We start from the raw sequence: 22,264 nt of genomic DNA on the forward strand, positions 1-22,264 counted from the left end.
TTCCTTTAGTAGGAGCTAATGCTCCAGGTATCGTTTTTGGGATTATTACCGCATTGACAGCTTTAATTTAAATATATAGAGTGAACTCTTCTTCATATTTAATCATGAAGGAGAGTTTTTCTTTATCCGAAATTCCTAAAAAAACATGATATAATACTATTAGAAAGGTTGGTGTTTATGGCTAGAATACTTATCGTTGAAGATAATAATGAGATTCAAGAAATTTTGAGAACTCTTCTTTCTGAGAAACATGAGGTGATTCAGGCTTTTTCTGGTACCGAAGGAATGATTCGATTTGAACAAGGCGGCATTGATCTAATCTTGTTAGACATTATGCTTCCGGGTAAAAATGGTGATCAGGTTTTAAAAGCCATTAGACAAGATAGTTCAGTTCCTGTTATCATGCTAACTGCCCTAAGCGATAAAAAGCTTATCAGTCAATATCTCTTAGATGGTGCTAATGATTATATTGTAAAGCCTTTTGATTTGGATGAAGTTTTTGCTAGGGTTATGGTACAATTGCGTCAAAATAGTGACAAGCAACCAGTTGAAATCGAACATCCAGACAAGTTGATTCACCAGTTAAAAAATATTCAATTTGATCCAGATAGTTTTGAAATCAAAAATAGCCAGGAAATTATTCGCCTAGCTAAGAAAGAATGCTTGATTCTCCAAACCTTGTTGAGACATCCTAAGAAGATTTTTACGAAAGAAGAACTCTTTGAATTGGTCTGGGAGGATACTTATTTACCAGGTGACAATACTCTCAACACTCATTTAAGTAATCTCCGTAAAAAATTAAGCCAACTGGATCCAGAGCAAGAGTATATTGAAACTATCTGGGGAGTTGGTGTTCGCTTAAAAGGAGATGAGCAATGATCTACATTTTACTATCTTTGCTACTGCTGGTTATTATCCTATTGACGATAGGGTTGATTCGCTATCATTTAGCACTCGTGAACTTGAGCCAACAAATCGAAGACAAGATTTATACTGGAAGTATGAAGAGAATCGGAGTATCTACTTTCTCCAAGGATTTTTTACATCTCTACCAGCAAATTAATCAACTCTTTCAAGAAGTTGAACAGTCGAGATTGATTATGAAGCGTGAAAAGCAGACTTTGGACATGGCTATCAGCAATATTGCACACGATATTCGAACACCTTTAACGATTGCGTCAGGTTATACTCAGCAATTGCTTAAAACAGAAAACCCTGAGTATGAGAGTTTAAAAAAAATTTCCCATCATCTCAATCAAGTTTCAAAACGTCTAGAGGCTCTTTTGGACTATCGTCGTTTAATGGAAGGAGCAGTTAAAGCTGACTTATCTGAGTTAGAAGTTTCAACATTTATAACACAAAAATTACTGACCTATTATGATTCTTTTCAGACGGCAAAGATTAACCTTGATTTTCAAGTGGAACCTGGTCTCTATTTATTAACAGATCCAGATTTATTAGATCGTATGTTACAAAATATTATTGGCAATGTTCTAAAACATGGTAAGGATGAAGCGAGATTTTCTTTGAAGGAAGTGGACAATCACATTTGTTTGGAAATTGCTAATCTGGTCAAACAACCCATTCGTAAAATTGAAAATCTCAGTCAACGATTTTACTCTGAAAACCTCTCAGATACTGAAGAATCATCAGGTTTAGGTCTTTATATTACAGAAGAATTATCCCATCTACTTAGTGCAGAACTACAACTAAGTACAGATGGTTTTTGGTTTACAGTTAAAGTTCTCTTTTAAAGCAAAGAACCTCCTCTTTTTGAATAGAGGAGGTTGTTTTTATAGGCTTTTCTTCTTGAAAATTATCAGTCCACTGAAAGAGAAGAAAAGTATGACCGTTACGCAAACCGTTATGGTATAGAGAATAGCTTGACTATTAGTAGTCATGGCATAGGCAACATTCAAGGATAAATAGCGTAAAATCTCGATATCTGGAAAGATAAGCATCGGCGTTGAAAGCAAGGTAGAGCTGATTAAATAGCCAATGAAAACAGCCAAATAAGAATGAGTCACATAGAGAATGAAGGAAACAATAGATAGCCAAGCTAGAAGGCAGAGAAATTGAAGAGAAATTGTTAGAAGGAGATTGCCAATAAATCCTTCTGGCATCGTACCAAGACCGTTTAGGATAGTCGCTGGTACGAAAGCAATAACTAGGCTAACAAGAATTTGCATTAGAGCGATACTTGCTAATACTACAAATTTAGCTAGGAAGAATTCTGTGCGAGAAACACCCACTGTCAAACTGTTTTTATAGAGTTTTCCGATAAGATCAACTCCTAGAACTAAGCAAGCAAGGATAATACAGAGGAAAACTAGGTTTGAGCTATTGCTAGAGGTGTTAATAAGGGCTTGTATACCATCCCATCCCTTGCTAGGTAGTTCGCTTTCCACGTTTGTACTTGTACTGACCGATATGAACTTGCCTGTAGCTCCGAAAGTAGCTCCCATTAACATGAGTGCAAAGAGAACGAGCTCTGTAATCCAAAAACCTTTGGAACGGAAAAGACGGTAAAAGTCTGCTTGAATTGTATGTATCATGGTTTTCCTCCTATTTTACTAATTGTGTGAAGTATTCTTCAAGATTTTGACGAGCATAGTAAATCTCATCCACAGCGACATCTGCTAGAGTAAGTTCTTTGAGAATGCGTTTAACATCTTGTTCATGACTAAAAATATGAATTTCATTATCTGAATTAACAACTTTAAATTCAAGATGCACTTTGTCTTTTAAGATTTGGCTAGCTTTTTCTTTGTCACTCGTTTTTAGAACAATATAGTCTTCATTCAATGTCTCAAATTCGGCCTTACTGATTTCTCGAATGATTCTTCCTTGATCCAGAATTCCAAAGCGATTGGCAACCAGATAGAGTTCTGACAAGATATGACTAGAGATGAGAATTGTTATGTCTAGTTCTTGATTCAGACGTTGGATCATTTGACGAAACTCTTTGATACCGATTGGGTCGAGACCATTGATGGGTTCATCAAGGATGAGAAAGTCTGGTTTTGATAGGAGAGCGATAGCAATGCCTAAGCGTTGTTTCATCCCAAGAGAAAAATCTCGAAAAACTTTTCTACCTGTATCTGTTAACCCCACATACTTTAATGTTTCCTGAATGACTTGATCAGCATTTGGGATATGTCGAATCGTACAATAGTATCTTAGATTTTGATAGGCTGTTAAATGATTGTGAGCTACTGGGGATTCAATGACTGAACCTACTCGAGATAGGGCTTTCGTGCACTCCTTATATCCTTGACTGGAAAAGAGGGAAATAGTTCCATGGTCAGCAGATAATAATTGGGTAATGATTTTAATCAGAGTTGTTTTACCAGCACCATTTTTTCCGATAAGTCCATAGACATCTCCTTCTTTAACTGAGAGACTTAGATCTTGTAGAATAGGTTGTTTGCCAAATTGTTTGGACAAGCCATGGATTTCGAGGACTGTTTTCATAGTTTTCTCCTTTAACCTTTAATACTCAATGAAAAACAAAGAGCAAACTAGGAAGCGAGCCGCAGGCTATACTTGAGTACGGCAAGGCGAAGCTGACGTGGTTTGAATTTGATTTTCGAAGAGTATAAGATGTTTTATTTTTATAACTCTAGTATAAAGCATAGATATCAAAGAATCGTCAAGCATTTCTAAAGAGTTTCTAAAGTTTTTAAATTTTAAAAAAATAAAAGCCCAGTTGGCTAGAAATACTAGTTGACTGGGCTTATTTTCTACAAAATATATTTCTCAATAGCGCGTGCAACACCGTCTTCTTCATTGCTAGCGGTTACGGCATCAGCGAGAGATTTTACGTGGTCGCTGGCATTTCCCATGGCGATCCCCAGCCCAGCAAACTCTAACATCTCAATGTCGTTATTGGCATCACCCATAGCCATGATTTCAGAAGGTTGGATATCCAAAATCTCAGCCAAACGAGAAAGAGCAGAAGCCTTGGTTGTACCGAGTGGCATTGCTTCATAAATAACTGGTTGAGACCGAACACCGCTAAATCTCTGACAAAGTTCATCAGTAAATCGTTGTTCAAAGTCATCTGTTTCTTCCTTTGTACCTAAGAACATACCTTGGAACATACGATATTTACCGCTGGTAGCTTCCTCTAGTGTGATTTCAGTCAGGTCAGCAAAGACAAGTGTAGCATCATATTGAACGATAGGATTTGGTTTACCTCCAAGAACGAAGTAGTGCTCTTCATCAAAAAGAGTCAATTGAACCTCACTCTTTTCAGCAAGGTCATTCAGGTATTCGATGTCAGATTTGCTAAGTTCCCGCCAGTCAACAAGGCTCCAGTCGCTGGTTTGGTGGGTAGAACAACCATTATTGACAATAACGTATTCATTTTGCAAATCAAGACCGAGTTTCTTGTAGTAGGGAAGAACTCCAAAGAGGGGACGACCAGTACAGAGAACCAGTTTGACACCTTTTTCGATAGCTTTATGAATGGCATCAATATGAGCTTGAGGAATTTCCTTGGCTTCGTTGAGAAGAGTACCGTCCATATCAAGAGCAAGTAGTTTAATCATAGTATTTCCTTTTCACGTGTTTTGCCTATATTATAGCATATTTTGAGGCAAATAAGTCTAAAGCTGAGTGAAATGCCATTTCTATTTAGGTTTTTAGTAGATCGATAACAAAAATATGATATACTAAATTAGTAATATATTTAATATTATACTGATAATTGATAAAAAATCAGAGGATTTATCATGAAAAAAAGAGCTGTGCAGATTTTACTAGCCTTATTGGTAATCATTTATAGGAAGACATGGTTTTGGTGGATTTTTAATCACTTTACAGCTAGATTTGTAGTTGCTAGTCGAGAGTATTTCTTGATTCTTGCTTTTTTAGAGCTCATCGTTACTTTTATAGCTATTCTTTATTTACTAGTATTCGAAGGTAGGAAAATTCTTGAGTTGAAGTGGAAATGGAGATATCCAGTTTATTTGCTTCTTGCTTATGGAGTCAGTCATCTTTCAGGTATTGTGTTCTCCTTTTTAACCCCAGCAACGTCCAATCAAATCGCTTTAAATGAATTGACTGAGATGACAGGGCGACAAGAGTTACCTTATCTTTTACTTATTGTTTGTCTGCTAGGACCAATTACCGAAGAATTGGTATATCGAGGAGTTCTGATGAATACATTTCTGAAAGATTCACCATGGTATGGAGATGTTTTGCTATCAGCCTGTGTCTTTGGCTATGTGCATGTCAGTTCAGGTTTAACACCACTCGCCTTTTTCACCTATGCAAGTGGAGGAGCAATTTGTGCATTCCTCTACCGAAAAACTCATTCACTCTATTACCCTATTTTACTTCATATCATGATCAACATTTTAGCATTTTGGGAATTATGGGTACTCTTGTTTTCTGGTAGTTAATAACTATAAAAGATCGGATTTTATTCCGACTTTTTTGATATGGGACAGGTTAAAATTAGGGCTTTATATCAATCTATTTTGACTTAAAAAATGATATAATAAAAGGTAATGACAAAAACAAACGAGGCAGAGATGAAACTACTTTATACCGATATTCGGACTTCTTTGACAGAAATCCTAACCAAGGAGGCTCAAGGACTGGTTGCCCAAGGCAAACGAGTCTTTTATATCGCCCCTAACTCTCTTTCTTTTGAAAAGGAACGTGCTGTGCTGGAGTGCTTGAGTCAGCAGGCTTCTTTTGCTATCACAGTCACGCGCTTCGCTCAAATGGCTCGCTATCTGGTTTTAAATGATATTCCTGAGAGGTCAAGTCTCGATGATATCGGTCTTGGTATGGCTTTCTATAAATGTCTGTCCGAGATTGACCCTAAGGATTTACGTGTTTACGGGGCTATTAAGCAAGATCCTCAATTCATCCAGCAACTGATTGAGATTTATCATGAAATTTCAACTGCAAAGATGAGTTTTTTGGACTTGGAAAGTTTGACAGATGCTGATAAACGCTCTGATTTAATCTTGATTTTTGAAAAGATAACAGCTTATTTAAATCAAGGTCAAGTTTCACAGGGGAGTACATTATCCTATCTGATTGATGCTATCGAAGAAAACAAGGTAAGTAGCGATTTTAGCAAGATTGCCCTAGTCATTGATGGTTTTACCCGTTTTTCTGCAGAAGAGGAATACCTAGTGGATTTGCTTCATCGTAAGGGTGTTGAGATTATTATTGGCGTATATGCGTCTAAGAAAGCCTACACTAGCCCCTTTAGTGAAGGGAACCTCTATCAAGCCAGTGTTGAGTTTCTACGTCATTTAGCTTTTAAATATCAGACCAAGGCAGAAGATGCATGTCAAGAACATGAAAACCTTGATGCTTTTGCCAAGGCCTCAAAATTACTGGAAAGTGCTTATGATTATTCTGAAATTAGCTTAGAAGTGGATGCTAAGGATAGAGAAGAATTGCAGATCTGGTCTTGTCTGACACAAAAAGAAGAGCTGGAGCTCGTTGCTCGTAGCATTCGCCAAAAATTGCACCAAGAACCTGAACTAAGCTATAAAAATTTTCGTATCTTACTAGGAGATGTAGAGTCTTATAAACTGTCCTTGCAAACAATTTTTAATCAATATCAGATTCCTTTCTATCTGGGGAGAAGCGAGTCTATGGCTCATCATCCTTTGACTCAATTTGTAGAATCTGTGGGACGTCTCAAACGGTACTATTTCCGTCAAGAAGATTTGATTAACCTCTTACGCACTGGATTGTATACCGACCTTAGTCAAGAGGAAATCGATAGCTTTGAACAATATATCCGCTATTTGGGTATTGATGGTCTTTCTAACTTTAAACAAGAATTTACAAAAAATCATCATGGAAAATTTGATTTAGAAAAATTAAATGAACTACGTGTCCGTATCCTAAATCCACTAGAAACTTTATTATCCAGTCGTAAGCAAAAGACTGAAAATATCCTTACAAAATGGAATAACTTTTTGAAGGATGCATCTGTTACCAAGCAATTACAATCCTTATCTGAAACGATGGATGCGACAGAGCAAGAAAGACAAGAAGAGGTATGGAAGGCATTTTGCCACGTAATGGAGCAATTTGTGACCGTATTTGAGGGGACTCAGGTTGCTTTAGATGATTTCTTGGCTCTTCTTCATTCAGGGATGTCATTGTCAAATTATCGTACAATCCCAGCAACGGTAGATACGGTTCTGGTGCAAAGCTATGATTTGATTTCGCCTTTGACTTCTGATTACATCTATGCACTTGGCTTAACCCAGGACCATCTACCTAAAATCACCCAAAATACTAGTCTTTTAAGTGATGAAGAAAGAGAAGTTTTAAACCAAGGTACTGAAGATGGCTCTCAATTATTGATTGCTAGCCATGAAAACCTTAAGAAGAATCGCTATACCATGCTTTCTTTGGTAAATTCTGCCAAGAAGCAATTAGTCTTATCAGCGCCTAGTTTACTCAATGAAAACGAGAGTAAAGAGTCGATTTATCTAAAAGAATTGCAGAATTTTGGTTTTACCAAGATTGAAAAGAGAATCGATCGAAGAAACCTATCAAAGGATGATATTGGTTCTTATCACAGTCTTTTGTCTAGTCTTGTTGCTTATCACCAGCAAGGTGAGTTGGAGACAAGTGAGCAGGACTTAACCTTTATTAAGGTTTTAGCTCGTGTTATGGGGAGAAAATTAGAAGATCAAGGTCTTGATAATCCTGTCCTACTGACAAGTCCAAAAAGTAAGACCTTAGCTACTGAAACTTTGGAAGCCTTGTATCCTCAAGATCAAGATTTCTATCTATCAACTTCTGGATTGACAGAGTTTTATCGAAACGAATACAGTTATTTCCTTCGATATGTCTTAGGCTTGCAGGAAGAATTACGTTTGCGACCTGATGCTCGAAGCCATGGGAATTTCTTGCATCGTATTTTTGAACGAGCTATGAAACTTCCTGCTGATACACCTTTTGACCGACGTTTAGAACAAGCAATCTCTGAAACCAGTCAAGAACGAGAGTTTCAAGCGATTTATCAAGAAAGTTTGGAAGCCCAATTAACCAAGGAAGTTCTTTTGGATGTTGCTCGTGCAACTGGGCACATTCTTCGTCACAATTCTGAAATTGAAACAATTCAGGAAGAAGCAGTCTTTGGTGGTAAGGAACAAGCTTTTGTTCAGTTAGAAAACGACAGAAATGTCTATGTCCGTGGTAAAGTCGACCGTATAGATCGCTTAAAGACAAGTGAAGCCATTGGTGTTGTAGATTACAAATCTTCTCTAACTCAGTTTAACTTCCCTCTCTTCTATAACGGCCTTAATTCACAGTTACCAACCTATCTAGCTGCTCTTAAGAAAGAAGGAAATACCGACTTCTTTGGTGCTATGTATTTAGAGATGGCTGAGCCAATTCAGTCCTTACAATCTGTTAAAACTCTTTCAAAGGCTTTAGCAGAAACGACTAAGAGTATGAAATATCAAGGGCTATTTCTTGAAAAAGAAATAAAGAATCTTGGGGAACTTTACAATAAAAACAAGACCTATCAGTTGTCTGATGAGGAATTCCAGTTATTGATGGACTATAACGCCCTTATCTATAAAAAGGCGGCAGAGAAGATTTTATCTGGTAGTTTTGCTATCAATCCTTACACAGAAGACGGCAGAAGTATTGCTCCTTATGTCCAACAATATCAGTCGATAACTGGTTTTGAAGCTAATTACCATTTAGGTCAGGCAAGATTGTTAGATAAGGTCGCTAAGAGCAATGATAAAGAAACATGGTTTAATAAAATTAGAGAGGAGTTGGAGCGATGAAATTTTTATCCCAAGAAGAGATTGAAAAGTTGCAGATAGAAGAAGCTCATTCTGACAAGAAAACAAAGAAAACTGCTGAGCAAATTCAAGCTATTTACAGTTCTGGTCAAAACATTCTGGTCTCAGCATCAGCTGGCTCAGGAAAAACTTTTGTCATGGCTGAACGAATTCTTGATCAACTAGCGCGTGGAGTAGAAATTCGCCAACTCTTTATCTCAACCTTTACAGTCAAGGCAGCAACCGAGTTAAAAGAACGATTGGAAAAGAAAATCAGCCAACAAATCCAAGAGACTCAAGATATGGAGCTAAAAAAGCATCTTGGAAGACAATTAGCTGATTTACCAAACGCTGCTATTGGAACTATGGACTCTTTTACTCAGAAGTTCCTGGCTAAACATGGTTATCTGATTGACCTCGCCCCAAACTTTCGGATTCTTGAGAATGAAAGTGAGCAACTCCTCTTAAAGAATGATGTGTTTCGACAAGTTTTCGAAACTCACTACCAAGGTAAGGAACAAGAACAGTTTAGTCAGTTGGTCAAGAACTTTGCGGGTAAAAGTAAGGATGCACGTGGATTGCGTAAACAGGTCTATATGATTTATGACTTTTTGCAATCTACAAGTAATACTCAGGCTTGGCTACAGGAATCTTTCTTAAAAGGATTCGAACAGGCCGATTTTACAAGTTCTAAAGAAAAGCTGGCTCAAGACATTCAGCAAAGACTCTGGGATTTGGAAAGTTTCTTCCGTTACCATCTAGAGAATGATGCTAAGGAATTTGGGAAAGCAGCCTACTTAGAAGCTGTCCAACAAGTTCTTGATGAAATTGGAGCTTTAACCAACGAATCTACTTTTAATCAATATCAAGAAGTTCTAGAGCGAGTTGTGAGTATTTCTAAAGATAAGGGTGGCCGTGCTCTCACAAATGCTAGTCGCAAGGCTGAACTCCTAGAACTGAAAGAAGCATACAACCAAGAGAGAAAAGACAAGTTTGAAAAGCTAATTGCACTAAATGACCAAATTACTTTATTGAAATTCCAGGAAAAATATCATCAAGAGTCTTGGGACTTAGCAAAGATTTTTCAAGTTTTCATGAGTGATTTTGTTGATGTCTATCGAAATCGTAAACGCGAAGAGAATGCCTTCGAATTTGCGGATATTAGTCACTATACCATTGAGATTTTGGAAAACTTCCCTCAAGTTCGAAAAGAGTATCAGGAACGTTTCCACGAAGTCATGGTCGATGAGTACCAAGATACCAACCATATCCAGGAAAGAATGTTGGAGCTCCTCTCTAACGGGCATAACCGTTTTATGGTGGGAGATATCAAGCAGTCTATTTATCGTTTTAGACAGGCAGATCCCCAAATCTTCAATGAAAAATTCCACAGTTTTGCTCAGGATAGCAAAGAAGGTCAGTTAATACTGCTCAAGGAAAATTTCCGTAGTAGTTCTGAAGTACTAAATGCTACTAATGATGTCTTTAAGCATCTCATGGACGAGGAAGTTGGAGAGATATCTTATGACGTCATGCATCAACTTGTTTTCGGAAATACTGATTTACACCCAGATCCAGAAAACAAGGCAGAAGTCCTCTTGTATGATAAGGATGTTGATGGTGATTCTAAGGAAGAGGAAGAGTTTTCGACCAACAAACTGACTGGTGAAATGCGAATGGTGCTTAAGGAGATATTGCATCTCCACAATGATAAAGGTGTGCCCTTCAATGACATTGCTCTCTTGACTGCCAGCAGAAGTCGGAATGACCAGGTTTTACTTGCTTTGTCGGAATATGGGATACCAGTTAAAACTGATGGAGCTCTAAACAATTATTTGCAATCTTTAGAAGTGCAGGTTATGTTGGATACTCTTCGTGTCATCCATAATCCTCTGCAAGACTTTGCTTTAGTAGCTCTCATGAAGTCTCCGATGTTTAGCTTTGATGAAGATGAATTGGCTCGTCTAGCTCTTCAAAATTCCGAGGATAAGGTTCAAGAGAATTTTTATGAAAAACTAGTCAATGCTCAAACAAAAACTAGTATTCAAAAGGATTTAATTAAGCCTGAACTCCATAAAAAGCTTAACCTTTTCTTGGAATCTGTTAATTCTTGGCGTTTGTTCTCAAAAACTCATTCGCTTTATGACCTTATTTGGAAAATCTATAGCGAACGTTTCTACTATGATTATGTTGGTGCTTTACCAAATGGTCAGGCTAGACAGGCTAACCTCTATGCCCTAGCACTACGAGCTGACCAGTTTGAAAAGAGTAATTTTAAAGGCTTATCACGTTTCATAACTATGATTGATCAAGTCTTGGAAGCCAAGCACGACCTTGCCAGTGTCACTGTAGCTCCACCTAAGGATGCTGTGGAGCTTATGAGTATTCATAAGAGTAAGGGGCTTGAGTTCCCATATGTCTTTATTCTCAATATTGATCAGCAATTTAATAAGCAAGATTCCATGTCTGAAGTTATCCTTAGTCGTAAAAATGGCCTTGGTCTCAAGTATGTTGCTAGAGTAGCTACAAATGCAAAAGAGGAATATCTTCCATCTACGATTAAGTTATCCATTCCAAGCTTGACTTATAGTCAAAATGAGGAGGAGCTCCAATTAGCAAGCTATTCTGAGTTGATGCGTTTACTGTATGTAGCCATGACTCGTGCTGAGAAAAAACTTTATCTAGTCGGAAAGGGATCTAGGGAAAAGTTAGAGTCTAAAGAATACCCGACAAATGGGCAAGGTCTCCTAACTCGTCAAACCAGGTTAGATGCTCAAAATTTCCAGGACTGGATTTGGGCCATCTATCAAGCTTTTTCTAAAGAGAACTTACACTTTAGTGTTCGTTTCGAGGGTGAAGAACAACTGACAGAAGAAGCTATCGGTAAATTGGAAACTAAAAGCCAGCTCCAAGATCTTTCCCAGGCAAGCAACCGTCAGTCTGATGCCATTAAGGAAGCTTTACAAATGCTGAAAGAAGTGGAAGTGTATAATGAAATCCACAGAGCAGCGATTAATCTTCCGAGTGTTCAGACCCCAAGTCAGATTAAGAAGTTTTATGAACCAGTCATGGATATGGAAGGTGTAGTAGTAGCTGGTCAAAGTAAAGTAAAAGATAATTTGATTCAGTTTGAACTTCCAGACTTCTCTAAAACAGAAAAAGTTACTGGAGCCGAGATTGGTAGTGCCACCCATGAACTCATGCAACGAATCAATCTCGCTAAGAAACCTACTTTGGAAACCTTGATAGAAGCCTTGGAGCAAGTTCAGGCAACTTCAGCTGTTAAAGATAAAGTTAATCTAGAAAAAATCTTGTCTTTCTTTGATACAGTTCTTGGTCAAGAGATTCTTGCAAATCAAGATAAACTTTATCGAGAACAACCCTTCTCTATGTTAAAACGGGATGATAAGAGTCAGGAAGACTTTGTTGTTCGTGGGATTTTAGATGGTTATCTCCTTTACGATGATAAGATTGTTCTATTTGACTATAAAACAGATCGTTACGAGTATGCAAGTCAACTGATTGAACGTTATAGAGGTCAATTATCTCTATATGCAGAAGCCTTGTCTCGTTCTTACCAAATAGATCAAGTTAAAAAATATTTAATCTTACTTGGAAAAGATATGGTTGAGGTGGTCGAAGTTAACTAATCTTGTAAAAACTATTGCTTTAATGGCAGTAGTTTTTATTTATTTTCAGTTATGGTATACTAGTTTCAGAAAAGGATGTTAAAGAATCTATGTCAAAAGAAATCGATATCGAATACTATCACCAATTAGCTTTACAAAAGCAAAAAGAGCATCGTAAATTTCTTGGAAATCTGAAAAAGAAAGCTCCAAAAAACCTAGATAAGATTGCGCTGGAGATTCACCAAGAAGTGTTTGAAGAAATTGATTGTACAGCCTGTGCAAACTGTTGCAAGAGCCTTGGACCAGACTTTAAAGAAGCAGATATCACACGCATTGCCAAGTACTTTAAAATGAAATTACCAGCCTTCGAAAATGAATTTCTACAGGTAGATGAAGACGGTGATAAGATCTTTAAGTCAATGCCATGTCCATTTCTCGGTGGTGACAATCTCTGTTCCATCTATGATGTCCGTCCCAAGGCTTGTAGAGAATTTCCACATACCGATCGTAAAAAGATATATCAAATCAATAATTTGACTATCAAAAACACTTTAACCTGTCCTGCGGCCTATCTCTTTGTCGAGAAATTAAGAGAAAAAATAGAGTAAAAGAAGAAATACTGTTCCATTATAAGCGAAGGGGCTTAAGCTAGTTAATAAAAAATATTTATGACTCTGTTACTTTTAAAAAAATTATAAAAAAACGTTTATAAAGTATATAAATTGTATAATTCCTTGCATTTTAATTAACTTTCGTTTACAATAGATTATGGTTATTTAGACAAGTGATTTTGTTTTTTATAGTTGGAATTTTTAACAGGAGTCTTTTCAAATGAATAAATTAGTAAAATTAGGGCTTACATCATTTTCAATTTTTGTATTGAATTCATATACACAATTCATTGTTAAATCTGATGAGAATATAAGTACAGAAACTATTGCTATCCAAGAAAATTCGGGTTATAGTGATAATAGCATCTCAAAACTAGAGTCTTCTACATCAAACCAAATTGATGACTCTAACAAATCATTCGAATCATCTATTGCTGTAACAGAAGAAAATAACGTAGAAACAAAACTAAACGATAATGTTATTTCTGAAGGTGGCCATGTTAACGTAGAGGGACAGAATGCTACTATAACTAAAGATGGGAAGAGTGTCACTTATAGCTATATAGTTGCTTACCAGAGAATGCATTCTAGTGACCATGCACAAACAGTAAATGATCTTTTGATTCGAGTTCCAAAGATTAAGAATGCTACGGTACAATTCACTCTTGTTGGTACACGAGATGCTAAGGGCAATCCTATCAATGTCAATAAGCCAATGACAGAGATTAGCTTTGATGATACAGAAAAATATGATCGCGAAACCTTTAATACTCCGACCGTTGAGGAACTGGAAGCAGGAAGAACACCTTACGTAGTCAATACCAGCAACTACGAATATGGTTATATGACAGATGGTAAAGTTGAATCTTATGGTTTGTTTACCAATTTTGATAATAGTCAAGCTTACAAAGTAGAAGTTACAATCCCAATTGATGAAGCTAAGAAAATCAAATACCTACCAATTGATGCCCGAATGGTTTGGAAATCTAGTCAAGAAGGTGGTGTTATGAGTTATGAAACCGGCTCTCAAAACTTAGAAGATTATGATAACCATCGTTTAGCGGTTGACTTGGTTAGTGGCAACATTGGTGGTTTTGGATATCCTTCATTGATTGATGATAGTCATGTAAAGAATGGTCACCTTATAAAGTCAGTTTCAAATTCAAGTACCTATATCACTCCAAATAACGGTGACTGGACAAGAATCCCTGAAGATACCAATATAGATAAATCAACATTTTTCAATTATGTTGATAAATTTACGTTAAGAGCAAACAAGAAAGTAGTTTATTATGTATCTGAAAAAGAAGATATGGCTGACCAAGATGTTTCAGCGTTATATACAGGTAATGTAATTATAGATTATCTTATCAAAGGTACTAACCAAAAATTAAAAGAAACATACAACAAGATTTCTGAATTTCCTATTTATGATTCAACTGGAGAGTTGGTTACATACAAAGTCGGAGATAATAGCATTGAACGTCCTGACAAAATAATGGTTGATGGAATCACATATCGTCTTGTTGGACTCTCGACTTCTTCTGATTCGGAAACTGGAACGTTAAAAAATGGAACAGTTCATATTACTTATGAATATGAAAAGGAAATCCTAACAACGACAGAAGAACCAACAACAACAACGACAGAAGAACCAACAACAACGACAGAAGAGCCAACAACTACAACGACAGAAGAACCACCAACAACGACAGAAGAGCCAACAACAACAACGACAGAAGAGCCAACAACAACAACGACAGAAGAACCAACAACTACAACGACAGAAGAGCCACCAACAACGACAGAAGAACCAACAACAACGACAGAAGAGCCAACAACAACGACAGTAGAGCTAAAAACAACCACAGTAGAACCGACTCCTGGTTCAAGTTCAGAACCTGGACAGGCACAGACTTCTAGTTCCGAAAAGGAAACAGAAGTAGAGTCAAAATCTGTAGCGGACCAAACAGAGCTACCAAATACAGGTGAGTCACATTCTCAATTATTCTATACAATCGCAGCTATTCTAATGGGATTCTTTGGAATTTCACTATTAAAAGTGACACACGATAATAAGTAAATCTCAGTCAAAGATTTAACATGAGTCAACCCTTTAGGGCTGACTTTTTTATTTGAATGATTTGTTAAGTGAAGTTTGAAGCATTTAAAGGATATTATGTATATTTATTACAAACAACGATTAATAATCTTTTCAAAGCGTTAAATTATTCTGAACTTTTTCTTAAAGAAAACTGATATAAGGTATTTTTAAGCGATGTTCTGTATAGTTATACCATCACCAAAGAAAGAGGTATCGATATGAACTACATAGTCATTCCAGCTTATCAACCAGATAATAAACTTATCAAACTCATCGAAAAAATCCACGAAAAGAGTGATTTTCGTATTCTAGTTATCGACGACGGTAGTTCATCAAAGTGTCAAAATATCTTTGATAAAGCACAACAATATGCTACGGTGCTCCGTCACCAAGTGAACCAAGGTAAAGGCCAAGCACTTAAAACAGCCTTTGATTATATCCGACAACAAAATAGCTATGGAACGGTTGTAACGGCAGACGCAGATGGTCAGCATAAGATTTGGGATATTCTCCGTACGGCTAACAAAGCTTCTGAAAATCCTAATAAGCTAATCTTGGGTGTGAGGGCCTTCACTGGTAAAGTACCCCTTCGTAGCCGTTTCGGAAATAGCTTAACAAAAGCACTTTTTAAGATTCAAACTGGGGTAGAAGTAGCAGATACTCAGACAGGCCTTCGAGCTTTTACAACAAATCTCATTCCTTTTATGTTGAAAATAGAGGGAAATCGTTACGAATACGAAATGAATATGTTACTTGAGGCTACTAAAGAATATCAAATTTTAGAAGTTCCTATTGAGACAGTTTATATCAATGATAATGAGGGTTCACACTTCCGTCCAATCAGAGATGGATTAATGATTTATAAAAATATTTTTAAATTTGCCTTGTCATCTCTCAGTAGTTTTGTTGTAGACTACCTTGTTTACGCTATTGCAATCTTGTTTTTACCAACAGCGCCAACAAGTTTCCGAATTTTCCTAGCTAATGGACTAGCTCGTGTGACAAGCTCCATTTTTAACTACTCTACAAATAAAAAACTAGTCTTTAAAAACGATGATAGCCTTGTGAAAACAGGGATGGGGTACTTTGGTCTAGCAGTCGGACTCTTTGTCTTAGACACGCTACTGATTCGTCTCTTCTTTACAGTCTTTGGTATCAACCTTCTGATTGCCAAAATTATCGTCGGCATCCTTCTCTTCGCTGTCTCTTGGACAGTGCAAAAGAAATTGATTTTTAAGGAAAGGACATCAACTGTATTATGAAATTTATAAAGAAACCATATGCTTATGCCTCGGTTCTCGGTTTACTCTTGACAGGATCCTTTAGTTACTCAATGTTGAAAACTTTTGTACTCGCTGAAACTATTTCGGCAGTAGCAACAACTAATACAAGTTCCAACACAGCTCAAGCTAGCCAAGCAGCTAAGACAGCAACAGTAACTAACTCAAGTTATAAGGACGATAATATCTCTATCAATTTGACTGAAACGACGGTTAATCATACTCAAGTATATGTTGCAGATGTTATAGTAAGTTCATCAGAATATCTAAAAACAGCATTTGCTCAAAACTCATTTGGAACAAACGTAACAGCTAAAACATCTGTCACTGCTGCAGATAATGATGCAATTTTAGCAGTCAATGGCGACTATTACGGTGCCAACTCTTCTGGTTATGTTATCCGTAATGGAGTTGTCTATCGTGATACTGTTCGTGAAAATTCTAATAATGGCGATTTAGCTATTTATAAAGATGGTTCTTTCAAGATTATTTACGAGGATCAGATTTCAGCTGAGCAACTAGTCAAAGACGGAGTTATTAATCTCCTAGCTTTTGGTCCTGCCTTGGTCGAAAATGGTGAAATAGCAGTAGGAAAAAACCAAGAAGTTGGACAAGCTATGTCTTCGAATCCACGTACAGCTATTGGTATTATCGACGAAAACCACTACATTATTGTAGTTTCTGACGGACGTACATCTGAAAGTGAAGGTCTCTCTTTGTACCAGCTAGCTGAGGTTATGAAATCCTATGGTGCAAAAACTGCCTACAATCTTGATGGTGGGGGATCCTCTACACTTTACTTCAACGGTCAGGTTATCAATAAACCAACGACTGGAGGAAACAAAATTTCAGAAAGGGCGGTGAGTGATATTGTCTACATCGGTTATTAATCCTAACAAAAAACGTTTTAGAAAAACTGCCATCTCTTATACACTTATTACGATTTTCTTACTTGTCTTTTCTAGAATTTACGAAGCATTCAGTTTTGGTGAAACGTCTATTTATATGCACTATTTATTTGCGGTACCTCTTATTGGAGGAATTCTACTAGCAATCTTTCTCAAAGTTCTTCCACATTTCTCTCGTATCAGTCTAAATTTATGGAATTCAGCAGTAGCAATTGCTACAACAGGAACACTATTCCGTGGGATTGTCAATCTTTCAGGGCGTTCAACCACACTTGATGGACCCTACTGGTATGTCGGTATCAGTTTTGCGATCTTAGCTATTATATCTATATTTATAAATCCTATTCGATTGAAGAAGAATGTCAGAACAGCTGAAGTTTAGATAAATGATAAAAAGTAGTCGTTCAGATATTGTTCGACTACTTTTTGTTGACTTTTATTTCTAAAATGTTTTAACAATATTACAAGTTTCTTTCTTCTTAAAGATCTTACTTTTATATTTGAAATTATATTGTATAATAAAATGGATGATTGTCGTCTTTAAACGAGATAAACAAGAAATAAAGAATATGAATTTATAAAATTGAAAGGTAAAGAATGAAAAAGATATTACTAGCAAGTACAGTTGTTCTTTCTATGGCAGGGATTTCAAAAAACAACGTCCTGGCTGAAGAAAACCAAGCTACAAACAAAGTACAAAGTTCAGAAAAAACTGTAGCAAATGGAACGAGTAAGGAAGCTAAAGAGAAAAAGCAAGCTCAAGGTCAAGAGCAGAACGATAAGCAGAATCAAAACGAAACACAAAACAAGGCAGAAAAGGATTCTTCTCAATCTAAACAGAAACAAGAAACAGCCCTTACCAAGGATAACTCTTCAATAGAAGAAATTACTGAAGAGGTCAACAAAGAAGGTTGGCAAAAAGAGAATGGTCAATGGCGTTATTATGAAAGTAAAAATGCTGTTACGAATTGGAAAAAAATAGCTGGTCATTGGTATTATTTTAACCAAGATGGTATCATGCTTAGCAATACAGTTTATGATGACTATCTCTTTAATAAAAGCGGTGCTATGGTTGAAACTTCTTGGGTAAAAATAGAAGAGAAGTGGTATTATGCCACTGAATCAGGAAAGATTATCCGCAACAAATGGGAAAAAATTAACGGTTCATGGTATCGTTTTGATGAAACTGGTATCATGTTAAGCAAAACTATTTATAATGACTATCTTCTTCAGACTAGCGGTGCTATGGCTGAAAAGAACTGGGTAAAAATGGATGAAAAGTGGTACTATGCTACTGATTCAGGAAAAGTCGTTCGTAATAAATGGGGAAAGATTAATAGCTCTTGGTACTTATTTGACAATGCCGGGGTCATGTTGAGTAGTCAATGGAAAGATAAATACTACCTAAAAGATAGTGGGGCCATGGCTCAAAACGAATGGTTCTTTGATAAAAAATACAATAGTTGGTTCTACTTAAAATCTGATGGTGCTTATGCTGAGAACCAATGGCAAGGCTCTTACTATCTCAAATCTTATGGATATATGGCCAAGAATGAGTGGATTTTTGATAAAAGTTATAACGCCTGGTATTATCTCAAAGAAGATGGGGCATATGTAACTGGTAATTTCACCATTAACGGGAAAGACTATACTTTCCAAAGCAATGGAAAATGGATTTCTGATGCAGCAGCATACTATAAAGTAAAACCAATTACAGCAAATGTATATAGTGCTTCTGGTAAGAAACTCAGCTATATTTCGCAAGGAAGTATTGTATCGATTGATGGAGATGAAGCCAAAGACGGTCGAATTCCAGTCAAAATCTCTGGACTTTCAGGCTATATGAATAAGAGTGATTTAGTAGCTGTCAGCTCAGATAGTGACTTCATTCCTCACTATTCATCTGATGGAAATTATCTTTATCATGAGTTATCACCATACGCAAGTATCCGTGTAGCCCCTCATAGTTCATCAATGGCTATTGGTAAAAAATATTATTCAGCTGATGGTATTAACTTTGAAAACTTTACAGTTGAAAATCCTTTCTTATTTAGGGATTTAAGAAAACCAACTAATTACACAGCTGAAGAATTGAATAAGGTTTATTCTCTTATGAATATTCAGGGCAGCCGCCTTGCAGGTAAAGGAGAGGTCTTCAAAGAAGCGGAGAAACGCTATCAGGTGAATGCACTCTATCTCATGGCTCATAGCGCTCTAGAAAGTGCATGGGGACGTAGTCAGATTGCTAAGGATAAGAATAACTTCTTTGGTATTGCTGCCTATGATACTACTCCATATGATTCTGCAAAGAGTTTCGACAATGTTGATAAGGGAATCCTAGGTGCAGCTAAATGGATCAAAGAGAATTATATTGATGAAGGTAGAACCCATCTTGGCAATAAATCTTCTGGAATGAACGTTCTTTACGCTTCTGATCCGTATTGGGGTGAAAAGATTGCAAGTATCATGATGACCATCAACAGTAAACTAGGTGAAAAAGACTAAAATAGAAAACGATAACTAAACTGATTTAGTTATCGTTTTTTATACTTATTCAGTTTAAGTTTTTTATTTAAAATATTTAAAAGAAATGTAAAAGGATTCACTTTAAAAGTAAATCCTTTTAGTTTTATAATGATTGAAGACTTGAGAATCTAAATCTTATATTCTATAAGCCTAATCATTTTCAGTTTTACGAGTTTTTGCAAGAACGATAATCGATGAAACTAGAACAAGTGAACCAAGAACTGCAATAAGTGTTCCTTTGCTCTCCCCAGTAAATGGAAGTCCTGGTTTTTCTTCAGTAGTAGTTTCAGAAGAAGATGATGGAGTTGTAGTTGTAGTAGTTACTGAAGTTGTAGGTGCTTCAGTAGTAGTTACTGTAGTAGTCGTAGTAGGTGCTTCAGTAGTAGTTACTGTAGTAGTCGTAGGTGCTTCAGTAGTGGTTACTGTAGTTGTAGGTGCTTCAGTAGTAGTTACTGTAGTAGTCGTAGTAGGTGCTTCAGTAGTAGTTACAGAAGTCGTAGTAGGTGCTTCAGTAGTAGTTACTGTAGTAGTCGTAGGTGCTTCAGTAGTAGTTACTGTAGTAGTCGTAGGTGCTTCAGTGGTAGTTACTGTAGTAGTCGTAGGTGCTTCAGTGGTAGTTACTGTAGTAGTCGTAGGTGCTTCAGTAGTAGTTGTAGGTGCTTCAGTAGTAGTTGTAGGTGCTTCAGTAGTAGTTGTGGTCGTTGTAGTCGTTGTTTCTTCCTTCGGATTCACAATTGTTTTGGTTACTGAACGGTCTGCTCCAAAATCTTCTGCATTAACCACAGTATCGGCTTCTTTGATGATATGACCTGAAGGGGCTTCAATTTCAGTTAAGATATATTTATCTTTTAACAGTTTGCCAACAGCAATATTACCATTTTCATCTGATTCAAACTCACCAATGACTTGATTATTAGCTTGACGAACGACTCTAAACTTAGCACCTTTAAGTGGTTGGTTAGCATCATCGACTTTATGAATGTTGATTGAGAAAACATAACCAACACCAGCACCACCAGGAATTTGAACGGCAGCAGCATTCGTTACATCTTTGGTTTCAATACCTATACCTTTAAGAGTTGCTTTATTTCTCAAGACCTCTCCGTCGGCAGGATCATAATTTAAACGAACTTTATAATCAATACGATATTGGTCATTTTCAGTAACATCACCTAAATCGATAACAAATGATTGCCCATCTTCGCTAATGGTAATCTTATGTTGGTCTGTTACATCAACTCTATCAGAGAATACCCATTCGCCAGTATCATAAGAGAATTTACCTTTAATAATTCTAATGCTATCTTTTTCGTAAGAAGCATTCGTAAATTGCAAGTGATCTTCGATTGTAACATTCTTAATATTTTGTTTTGTACGATTGACAGAAATCGTGTATTGGATTTCCCTTTGGTCCGCTTCGTTAACCCAACTAGTCTTTGTTAAAAGTCTAGGTTTTCCGTCACCTATACCAGTAAATGAAACTTTACCAGCAACTTTTGTTTCTTTGTTAATGGTGATTTCTACTGGAACCTCACCTTTTTGAGGGTGTTTTTTGAAATCGATACGAGCGTAAAAGAAGAATGATCCGCTTGTATCTGAGTGTTTTTCAACATAATCCGTATAGGTAATTGTAATGGATTTATTATCTGGGTTTACTTTAGCATTTGCGATAACTTCATTCGTATTTAAATCTTTAATTGGAAACGAAGTGGAAGTAATCATCAAAGCATCTGGAACAGTAACTACAGTTGAATCTCCTGCTTTAACATTTTTTCCAGACAAATCAAAATCAGCGTTGATTCGGAAGGTTGCCCACTGTTGTAAGTCCCAGTTGAGATCTCCTCCTTCGTTATTTGATACCTTAACATTTTGGATTGTATCCACAAATTTTCCAGATACTGAAACCTCAGGAGTTTCAGCAAATGTTTTATTCAAACTAAATACAAAGACAGTTGTCAATAAGCATATCAAAAATGAGAAAATACTAAACTTTTTCTTTTTATTCATCATATACATCCTTCTTATAAATTAAGATAGTTTCTAAATATAATATAAAGTAGCGTCAATCACTAATTGAAAGACGAGTTAGTTATATAGGTTCATTTTATAGACAAACTTTAACCAAGCCTCCTTCTAGTCTAACACTAAAAGTCCCCTATAACGTGAATTATATCACAATAAAATATTTACATCAATGTTTAAGGTGTCAAATTATTATTAAAATGTAAGTTTTTTAAAATATTATAACTTTTATGTTTTTAAGAGATATAAAGTATAGAAATGTGTTAACAATTCTAGTAATATTGGGAATATTAAATGTCGGTATTTAATTTAAATCACGAACTATATTTCTATAATATTTCAGAAATTTAATATATTTTCGTAATACTAGACTGTGAATTTTTGGCTGTAAAGTT

15 protein-coding genes are annotated in these 22,264 nt (G+C 36.4%); 11 read left to right on the plus strand and 4 right to left on the minus strand.

Annotated elements, in window-relative coordinates; all coding sequences use genetic code 11:
- The first annotated feature begins 177 nt into the window (after window positions 1-177).
- Together SPAR10_RS09640 and SPAR10_RS09645 are read left to right on the plus strand one after the other, a co-directional pair.
- Entirely contained in the window at window positions 178-879 is a 702-nt protein-coding gene (locus SPAR10_RS09640; protein WP_004253665.1) for a response regulator transcription factor, read from the plus strand.
- The gene (locus SPAR10_RS09645; protein WP_004253667.1) at window positions 876-1,754 is read left to right on the plus strand and encodes a sensor histidine kinase; all 879 of its coding nucleotides are present in this window, start codon (window positions 876-878) and stop codon (window positions 1,752-1,754) included. The genes SPAR10_RS09640 and SPAR10_RS09645 overlap by 4 nt, the downstream gene beginning before the upstream one ends.
- Window positions 1,755-1,793: 39 nt before the next feature.
- On the opposite strand, the gene SPAR10_RS09650 is transcribed toward SPAR10_RS09645, so the two are convergent.
- The 3 genes from SPAR10_RS09650 to SPAR10_RS09660 all read right to left on the minus strand — a co-directional run bounded on the left by SPAR10_RS09650 (window position 1,794) and on the right by SPAR10_RS09660 (window position 4,553).
- Window positions 1,794-2,555, minus strand: coding sequence for an ABC transporter permease (locus SPAR10_RS09650; protein ID WP_004253669.1), 762 nt, complete (start codon window positions 2,553-2,555; stop codon window positions 1,794-1,796).
- Window positions 2,556-2,565: 10 nt separating this feature from the next.
- Entirely contained in the window at window positions 2,566-3,474 is a 909-nt protein-coding gene (locus SPAR10_RS09655) for an ATP-binding cassette domain-containing protein (RefSeq protein ID WP_004253672.1), read from the minus strand.
- 269 nt (window positions 3,475-3,743) lie between these two features.
- Window positions 3,744-4,553: a Cof-type HAD-IIB family hydrolase gene (locus tag SPAR10_RS09660; protein WP_004253674.1), complete on the minus strand. Its 810-nt coding sequence runs from the start codon at window positions 4,551-4,553 to the stop codon at window positions 3,744-3,746.
- Window positions 4,554-4,736: 183 nt separating this feature from the next.
- Here SPAR10_RS09660 and SPAR10_RS09665 point away from each other — a divergent pair, with 183 nt between their 5' ends.
- From SPAR10_RS09665 to SPAR10_RS09700, 9 genes are all read left to right on the plus strand, one after another.
- Complete coding sequence (locus tag SPAR10_RS09665) at window positions 4,737-5,408, plus strand: CPBP family intramembrane glutamic endopeptidase (protein WP_004253677.1); 672 nt, start codon at window positions 4,737-4,739, stop codon at window positions 5,406-5,408.
- 132 nt (window positions 5,409-5,540) lie between these two features.
- Window positions 5,541-8,792, plus strand: coding sequence for an ATP-dependent nuclease subunit B (gene rexB, locus SPAR10_RS09670; RefSeq protein ID WP_004253680.1), 3,252 nt, complete (start codon window positions 5,541-5,543; stop codon window positions 8,790-8,792).
- Window positions 8,789-12,439: a helicase-exonuclease AddAB subunit AddA gene (addA, locus tag SPAR10_RS09675; RefSeq protein ID WP_004253682.1), complete on the plus strand. Its 3,651-nt coding sequence runs from the start codon at window positions 8,789-8,791 to the stop codon at window positions 12,437-12,439. Before rexB ends, addA begins: the two co-directional genes overlap by 4 nt.
- Before the next feature lie 89 nt (window positions 12,440-12,528).
- Complete coding sequence (locus SPAR10_RS09680) at window positions 12,529-13,026, plus strand: YkgJ family cysteine cluster protein (protein WP_004253685.1); 498 nt, start codon at window positions 12,529-12,531, stop codon at window positions 13,024-13,026.
- Between the two features lie 223 nt (window positions 13,027-13,249).
- On the plus strand, window positions 13,250-15,112 hold the full coding sequence (locus tag SPAR10_RS09685) for an LPXTG cell wall anchor domain-containing protein (RefSeq protein WP_004253686.1): 1,863 nt from the start codon (window positions 13,250-13,252) through the stop codon (window positions 15,110-15,112).
- A 239-nt stretch (window positions 15,113-15,351) separates the two neighbouring features.
- Window positions 15,352-16,395 (plus strand): bifunctional glycosyltransferase family 2/GtrA family protein, encoded by a 1,044-nt coding sequence (locus SPAR10_RS09690; protein ID WP_004253689.1) that lies wholly within the window; start codon window positions 15,352-15,354, stop codon window positions 16,393-16,395.
- Window positions 16,392-17,303: a phosphodiester glycosidase family protein gene (locus SPAR10_RS09695; protein ID WP_004253692.1), complete on the plus strand. Its 912-nt coding sequence runs from the start codon at window positions 16,392-16,394 to the stop codon at window positions 17,301-17,303. The genes SPAR10_RS09690 and SPAR10_RS09695 overlap by 4 nt, the downstream gene beginning before the upstream one ends.
- Complete coding sequence (locus SPAR10_RS0102105; RefSeq protein ID WP_029747343.1) at window positions 17,278-17,703, plus strand: hypothetical protein; 426 nt, start codon at window positions 17,278-17,280, stop codon at window positions 17,701-17,703. Before SPAR10_RS09695 ends, SPAR10_RS0102105 begins: the two co-directional genes overlap by 26 nt.
- A gap of 215 nt (window positions 17,704-17,918) precedes the next feature.
- On the plus strand, window positions 17,919-19,826 hold the full coding sequence (locus SPAR10_RS09700) for a glucosaminidase domain-containing protein (protein WP_004253694.1): 1,908 nt from the start codon (window positions 17,919-17,921) through the stop codon (window positions 19,824-19,826).
- Window positions 19,827-19,997: 171 nt separating this feature from the next.
- On the opposite strand, the gene SPAR10_RS09705 is transcribed toward SPAR10_RS09700, so the two are convergent.
- The gene (locus SPAR10_RS09705) at window positions 19,998-21,854 is read right to left on the minus strand and encodes an LPXTG cell wall anchor domain-containing protein (RefSeq protein WP_004253695.1); all 1,857 of its coding nucleotides are present in this window, start codon (window positions 21,852-21,854) and stop codon (window positions 19,998-20,000) included.
- Window positions 21,855-22,264 lie beyond the last annotated feature (410 nt).

The organism is Streptococcus infantis SPAR10, from assembly GCF_000279535.1.
Taxonomy (GTDB): domain Bacteria; phylum Bacillota; class Bacilli; order Lactobacillales; family Streptococcaceae; genus Streptococcus; species Streptococcus infantis_I.